We start from the raw sequence: 3,978 nt of genomic DNA on the forward strand, positions 1-3,978 counted from the left end.
TTGTCGTATGCGAACCGGCGGCGTGTGGAGATCGGCCGCGCGCTCGCGCTGCATCCGCGCCTGCTGCTGCTCGACGAACCGACGGCCGGGATGAACGAGACGGAAACGGCCGAGATGCTGCAGCTGATCCAGTCGCTGAAAACGCGCGGCCTGACCATCCTGCTGATCGAGCACAAGCTCGAACTCGTGATGCGCGTGTCCGATCGCGTGATGGTGCTCGACAACGGCGTGAAGATCGCCGAAGGCGCGCCGCGCGACGTGCGGCACGATCCGCGCGTGATCGAGGCGTACCTCGGCCGCCGCCATGCGGGTGGCGTTCCGGCCGACCGCACGGCACAGGCGGCCGCATGACCGCACATTCTTCCGGACCCGACACGACCATGACCGACGCGCTGCTGAAACTCGAACACCTCGACACGTTTTACGGGCCGGTGCAGGTGCATTTCGACGTGAACTTCGCAGTCGGCCGCGGGCAGATCGTCAGCCTGCTCGGCGGCAACGCGAGCGGCAAGTCGACGACGATGAAGCTGATTCTCGGGCTGATGCGGCCGCGCCGCGGCGTCGTGCGCTTCGACGGTGACGACGTGACGGCGCTCGCGACGCCGCAGCGCGTGCGGCGCGGGATCGCGGCCGTGCCCGAGGCGCGGCGGCTGTTCGGCGACATGAGCGTGCGCGAGAACCTGCTGATGGGCGCGTACACGCGCGGCGACCGCACGGCAGTGGCGGAAGACTACGAACGCGTGCTCGACCTGTTTCCTCGGGTGCGCGAACGGCTGACGCAACGCGCGGGCACGCTGTCGGGCGGCGAGCAGCAGATGCTCGCGATGGCGCGGGCGCTGATGGCGCGGCCGAAGCTGATCTGCATGGACGAGCCGACGATGGGGCTGTCGCCGCTCTACGTCGACAAGGTGCTCGAACTGATCGACGCGATCAACCGGCAGGGCGTGACCGTGTTCATGGTCGAGCAGAACGCGAGCCTCGCGCTGGAGATCGCGCACTATGGGTACGTGCTGCAGACCGGGCGCGTCGTGCTCGAAGGGCCCGCGAAGGCGCTGCTCGACGACGAGCGGGTGCGCGATGCGTATCTCGGCGGGGAGGCGGTGGCGGCGTAGCGGGCGTGGTGGGCGTGGCAAAAAACTGCGATGCACGCGGGATTGTCAGGTAGATTGGCGTTCAGTCGCCATTACCGCCACCGGGAGCGCCGCGCCATGTTGACCTGTTCCGTTCAGAAAGTCGGCTACGCATTCGATCAGCTGGATCCGCAGGGCGCGACGGATTACGCGTCGTTCATGCTGGCTTTCGATGCGTTCCCGTGGGCGGCGCAGCATGCCGAATGGGACGACACGCAGGAAGGGCCGTTTCCGGGCCTCGTGCTGCAGCATGCCGACGATCAGCGGGAATTGTGGGTGACCGCGCTGAGCGACGCGCATGCGGACGGCTTCCAGCTGAATGCCGTCTCGATGCGGATGAAGAAGGGGCTTTTCGGAATCGGCAAGGGAAAGCTGGAGCAGCACGTCGATACGATCGATGTCGATACGCGCGCGGACGTCGACACGTTGTGCCGGCTGTTCTGCGATCGTCAATACGACGAGCTGGACCGTGTGGTTGCGCGGCACGTGGAGCGCAACCGCTTCGATGACGACAGCGACGATTGAGCGCCTGTCGCGCGCGAGCCGACGCTCACCGGTCGGCTCAGGCCCTTTCTGCGCCGATCCCCGCCGCGCGCGGAAACGTCAGCACTACCGCAAACCCGCCCGCATCGGGAAACGCGAACCCGACGCGCCCGCCGTGCGCCTTCATCACTTCCTGCACGATCGCAAGCCCGAGGCCTGACCCCGTGCGCCGCTCGCTGCCGTCCGGTGCGATCCGCACGAACGGCTGCAGCGCGGCATCCCAGTGTTCGCGCGGTATCCCGCGGCCGTTGTCGGTAACGGTCAGCGTCACCGCATCGTCGCCATTGCGTTGCGTCGCGACGGACACGACGATGTCGTCCGCATGACCGTGCAGCAGCGCGTTGTGCAGCACGTTCGACAGCGCTTCCTGCAGGCTGATCGCATCGCCGTCGATCCACGCGAGCGGCGCGTCGCTCGCGAATGCGACGGCGACATCGCGCTCGCCCGCGAGCGGAATCGTGCGGCCGAGCACGTCCTTCGCGAGCGCGACGAGTTCGACGGGTTGCAGCGGCACGGCCTCGGTGCGATGGATCACCATCGCATGATTGAGCAGCTGCCCGGTGAGCCGACCGACGTCCGAGCAGGTCGCGCGCAGCGCGTCGAGCCGCGCTGCGTGGCGCGCGGGATCGGATTCGCCGTCGAGCAGCTCGATCTGCGCGTCGAGTCGCGCGAGCGGCGTGCGCATCTGGTGCGCGGCATCGGCGATGAAGCGCTGCATTGCGTTGATCCGCTCGGCGAGGCGGCGCATCAGCCCGTTGATCGACCCGATGATCGCGTCGATCTCGCTCGGCGTATCGACGGCCACCGGCCGCAGGTCGGCCGGGTCGCGCGCGGCGATGATCGTGCCGATCTGCGCGAGCGGGCGCAGCCCGCGGCGGATCGCGAGGCCGCTCGCGCCGATCGCGAGCACGCTCATCAGCAGGATCAGCGTCCACACCTTGAAACTCATGTCGTTCGTGAGCTGCTGGCGCGCGTTGGTGGTTTGCGCCACCGTCACGAGCGCCCAGCCCGGCGTGCTTTCCTCGGGCATGTAGCGCGCGATGGTCGCGGTGCGGATCCGGTGGCCCTGGTACATGCCGTTCGCGAACGCGGGGCCCTGTTTCGCGGCGGCGAGCGTCGCGGGGCTCGCGAGATCGTTGTAGCCAGCCACGACGATGCCGCGCGAATCGACGACCTTGTAGTAGACGAGGTCGTAGCGCGACAGCGTCGACAGCGCGGCCACCGGTGGATTCAGTGCGAGCACGCCGCCCTGCACGTAGAGGTTTTCCGCGACCTGGATCGAGGCGCCGGCCAGCAACTGGTCGTACGCGCGTTCGGCCGCGACGCCCGCGTAGTAGCGTGCGATCGCCGCGAGTGCGAGCGCGCCGGTCGCGACGACGAGCGCGATGAACAGCAGCGTGCGCCCGAACAGCGTCTTCGGGAACCAGTCAGTGCGCGGCAATCTGATACCCCATCCCGCGCGCGGTACGGATCTCGACCGAGCTGCCCTGCAGCTTCTTGCGCACGCGTGTCACGTACTGCTCGACCGCGTTCGCGGTCGGCTCGTTGCCGAAGCTGAACAGCTGGTTCAGCAGTTCGTCCTTCGAGAAGATGCGCTGCGGCCGGCTCGCGAGGATTTCGAGCAGCGCGAATTCCTGGCGCGACAACGACAGCGGCTGGCCGTCGAGTTCCGCGAGGCGGCTGCTGCGGTCGATCACGAGGCCGCCGAGCGTCAGCACGTCGTTCGCATGGCCGCTGTTGCGGCGCAGGAGCGCCTGCACGCGCGCATCGAGCTCACGGTAGTCGAACGGCTTCACCAGGTAGTCGTCGGCGCCGAGGCCGAGGCCGCTCACGCGGTCGTCGATCGCCGAGCGCGCGGTGACGAGCAGCACGGGCGTCGTGCTGCCCGACGCGCGCAGGTGGCGCAGCACCGTGAAGCCGTCCATGCCGGGCAGGTTCGCATCGAGCACGACGAGGTCGAAGCGCTCGACGCGCAACAGCCCGTTCGCGGTCGCGCCGTCGGTTTCGAGATCGGCGGCATGGCCGAGCCGCGTGAGGCGGCTGCGGATCGCCGCGCCGATTTCGGCATCGTCCTCCACGACGAGAATGCGCATGGTGCCGTTTCGCAGGTGGGTGGGTTAGGGGTTTTCCCGAGGCCGGGATGTCAGCATTTTCTCAGACTCGGTCGATAACCTGTGTCGAGCCGGAAGTTGCAAGGACGGCCATTAATACCAGAACCACAGGAGACGGCAACATGCAGCAGCAAACGGGCGCGACGAACGCGCGGCGCAGCGCGCCGCCGGCCTGCGCTCGCCGGTGCGGCGAA

At 68.1% G+C, this 3,978-nt stretch carries 5 protein-coding genes; 3 read left to right on the plus strand and 2 right to left on the minus strand.

Annotated elements, in window-relative coordinates:
• The 3 genes from G3O06_RS46880 to G3O06_RS46890 all read left to right on the plus strand — a co-directional run.
• Positions 1–351 (plus strand): ATP-binding cassette domain-containing protein (locus G3O06_RS46880; protein WP_346779601.1); only part of this gene is annotated, 351 nt, incomplete at its 5' end.
• A complete protein-coding gene (locus G3O06_RS46885) occupies positions 348–1,112 on the plus strand; it encodes an ABC transporter ATP-binding protein (protein ID WP_174968130.1) in 765 nt (254 codons plus the stop codon). The genes G3O06_RS46880 and G3O06_RS46885, both read left to right, overlap by 4 nt.
• Before the next feature lie 96 nt (positions 1,113–1,208).
• The gene (locus tag G3O06_RS46890; RefSeq protein ID WP_205820150.1) at positions 1,209–1,655 is read left to right on the plus strand and encodes a hypothetical protein; all 447 of its coding nucleotides are present in this window, start codon (positions 1,209–1,211) and stop codon (positions 1,653–1,655) included.
• A gap of 37 nt (positions 1,656–1,692) precedes the next feature.
• Here G3O06_RS46890 and G3O06_RS46895 read toward each other — a convergent pair whose 3' ends face one another.
• Both G3O06_RS46895 and G3O06_RS46900 read right to left on the minus strand, forming a co-directional pair.
• Complete coding sequence (locus tag G3O06_RS46895; protein WP_205820151.1) at positions 1,693–3,114, minus strand: sensor histidine kinase; 1,422 nt, start codon at positions 3,112–3,114, stop codon at positions 1,693–1,695.
• The gene (locus G3O06_RS46900) at positions 3,101–3,766 is read right to left on the minus strand and encodes a response regulator transcription factor (RefSeq protein ID WP_174968132.1); all 666 of its coding nucleotides are present in this window, start codon (positions 3,764–3,766) and stop codon (positions 3,101–3,103) included. The genes G3O06_RS46895 and G3O06_RS46900 overlap by 14 nt, the downstream gene beginning before the upstream one ends.
• Between the last annotated feature and the right edge of the window lie 212 nt (positions 3,767–3,978).

The organism is Burkholderia sp. Ac-20345, from assembly GCF_017104825.1.
GTDB lineage: Bacteria > Pseudomonadota > Gammaproteobacteria > Burkholderiales > Burkholderiaceae > Burkholderia > Burkholderia lata_B.

Excerpts from the sequence above, each read along its gene's own strand:
- G3O06_RS46885 (WP_174968130.1), top strand. The coding sequence starts at position 348 with ATGACCGCACATTCTTCCGGACCCGACACGACCATGACCGACGCGCTG.
- G3O06_RS46890 (WP_205820150.1), top strand. The coding sequence starts at position 1,209 with ATGTTGACCTGTTCCGTTCAGAAAGTCGGCTACGCATTCGATCAGCTG.
- G3O06_RS46900 (WP_174968132.1), bottom strand. The coding sequence starts at position 3,766 with ATGCGCATTCTCGTCGTGGAGGACGATGCCGAAATCGGCGCGGCGATC.